Below are 2,897 nucleotides of genomic sequence, written 5' to 3' on the forward strand. Positions count from 1 at the left end.
GTCGGGTTCGTGGAGCTGGTGCCGACTGTTCTGCAGGCGATGCTCGACGTCGGGTTCATGCCTTCATCTGTGCGGCATTTGTCGGTGGGTGGGGAAGCGTTGCCGGCGGAGTTGGGTCGTCGGTTGCAGTTGGTGTCGGGTGTGAATGTGTGGAACACCTACGGCCCGACTGAGGCTGCGGTGGACGCGACGGGTGTCAGCCTGGCCGAAGTGGACCTGGATCGGGTGCCGGTGGTGCCGATCGGTGGCCCGGTCGGCAATGTGCGCGCGGTGGTGTTGGATGCGTGGTTGCGCCCAGTCTTGCCGGGTGTGATGGGTGAGCTGTATCTGGGTGGGGTGCAGCTGGCTGACGGTTATGTGGGTCGTGCTGGTTTGACTGCTGAGCGGTTTGTTGCGGGCGAGGGCGGGGAGCGGCTTTACCGCACGGGTGATGTGGTGCGGTGGAATGATCGCGGCCAGTTGGATTTCCTGGGTCGTGTTGATGATCAGGTGAAGATTCGTGGGTTCCGGATCGAGTTGGATGAGATCCGCAATGTCCTCGAAGGCCACGAGAATGTGTCCGCGGCCGCGGTCATCGCTGTGGATCACCCGGCGGGCGGCAAGTTCCTGGCCGCTTACGTGGTCGGTAGCGTCTCGGCCGACGCGCTGCGGGCTTTGGCCGAGGCGCGGTTGCCGGAGTACATGGTCCCGGCAGCTTTCAGCTTCTTGGACGCCTTGCCGGTGACGGCGAACGGCAAACTGGACCGGCGCGCGCTGCCTGTCCCAACGCTCGGTGGCACGGCTGGGCGGGTGCCGCAGACCCACACCGAGCAGGTGCTGGCCGAGGTGTTCCAGGAAGTTCTGCAAGTACCGGCAGTGTCGGTCGACGACGACTTCTTCCGGCTTGGCGGACACTCGCTGCTGGCGACGAAGGCGGTCGCCCGCGCCAACGCCCAGCTTGGTGCGTCGCTGACACTGCGGGACATCTTCGACCGGCCCACCATTGCCCGGCTCGCCCCCGTCGCCGTGTCCACCGTGCTGTCGCTGCCCGGCGTCGGCGAGATTCCGCGGCCCGCGACCCTGCCAGTCTCGTACGGGCAGCAGTCGCTCTGGCTCATCGAGCAGCTGGGTGGGCCGGGCTCCCGGTACGTCGTACCCCTGGTGTCGCGGCTGACCGGCGACCTGAACGAGGCCGCCCTGGAAGCAGCCCTGCAAGACGTGGTCGGCCGGCACGAGGCCCTGCGGACGCTGATCGTCGAGCAGGACGGGGAACTCCTCCAGGTCGTCGTCTCGGCCGAGCAGGCTCGCAGCTCGTTCTCGCTGACGGTGGCTGCGTACACCGAGAGCCGGGTAGCCGAGGTCATCCAGGGCCGGTTCGACCTGGGCACGGACCTTCCGGTTCGGGCCGCGTTGCTGCGGGTCGCTGAGACCGAATGGGTGTTCGTCCTGGCGGTGCACCACCACGCCGTGGACGAGTGGTCGTTCCCGTTGGTGCTGGGTGACCTGTCCACCGCTTACCGCGCCCGGATCCAGGACGCCGCGCCGGCGTGGGAGCCGCTGCCAGTGCAGTACGCGGACTACGCCGTCTGGCAGCGGACAGTGCTCGGCGACGTCGCTGACCCGGCGTCCGAGCTGTCCACACTCCTGGACTATTGGCGTGACACGCTCGACGGCGCGCCGGCGGAATCGGCGATCGGGCTCGACCGGCCCCGGCCGACCGAGCCGACCCACCGCGGTGCCGACGTCCAATGGACCATTCCTGCGGACACCGTGGCAGGCCTCCGGGCAGTGGCGGCCGAGCACGGCGTCACCATGTTCATGATCGCCCACGCGGCGACCGCGCTGACCATATCGGCGCTCGGCGGCGGCGACGACCTCGTGATCGGCTCGCCGGTCGCCGGGCGTGCCGAGAATGAGCTGGATGGAGTGGTCGGCTACTTCGTCAACACCCTTCCGGTGCGACACCGGCTGCAGCCGGCCGACACAGTCGCCGAGTTGCTGCGGCGCACCCGGCAGACCGTTCTGGACGGCTTTGCCCACCAGGCCGCGCCGTTCGAGGAAATTGCCCGGGTGGCGGGTGTCGACCGCGCGCCGCACCGCAATCCGCTCTTCCAGATCATGCTCACCCACCACGCCGACGGGCAGAACGACGACGTCGAACTCGACGGTGTGGCGGCCTCGAATGTCGAGGTGACGCTCTCGGCCGCGAAGACCGACATCGAGCTCGATCTCGTGGAGGCCGAGGCGGGTCTCGACGGCTCGATCACGTACGCCACCGAGATCCTCGACCCGGCGACGATCGACCGGTTCATCGCGGTGTTCGGTCAGGTGCTGACGGCGATCGCCACGACTCCCGAGGTGCGGGTCGCGGATCTGCTGGTGGGTGGCGTTCCAGCCGTGGCGGGGGGACCTCTGGATGTCCGGCCGCTGACGTTGGACGGGTTGATCCGTGAGCAGGTGGTCGCGACACCAGGCAGTGTCGCGGTAGTGGGCGATGACGGCAGCAGCCTGACGTATGCCGAGTTCGACGCTCGGGTGAACGCGTTTGCTCACGGGCTGCTCGACCGGGGTGTCCAGATTGGTGATCGGGTAGCGGTGCGGTTGCCGCGGTCGGTGGACCTGGTGGTGACCCTGGCGGCGGTCGTGCGGGTTGGTGCGGCTTTTGTGCCGATCGACACGGCGTATCCGACCGAGCGGGTGCGGACCATTCTGGAGGACGCGGCTCCGGTAGTGGTGGTGACCGATTCGGGTGATTTCGCGGGTCAGGTCTCGGTTGCCGACTTGGACTTGGATCGCGGAATCGCCGACCCGCCCGCGCTGCCGCGGCCGTTGTCGCCGTTGGATGTGGCGTATGTGATTTTCACGTCGGGGACCACGGGCCGGCCGAAGGGTGTCGCTGTTTCGCATCAGGCGATTGT

Annotated in this window: 1 protein-coding gene; it reads left to right on the forward strand. The window is 67.9% G+C overall.

Going from position 1 to position 2,897, the window contains the following annotated elements:
- A partial coding sequence (locus ACIA1L_RS33405) for a condensation domain-containing protein (RefSeq protein WP_396077074.1) occupies window positions 1-2,897 on the forward strand: 2,897 nt, incomplete at both ends.

It is taken from the genome of Actinoplanes sp. NPDC051859 (assembly GCF_044452725.1).
Classification (GTDB): domain Bacteria; phylum Actinomycetota; class Actinomycetes; order Mycobacteriales; family Micromonosporaceae; genus Actinoplanes.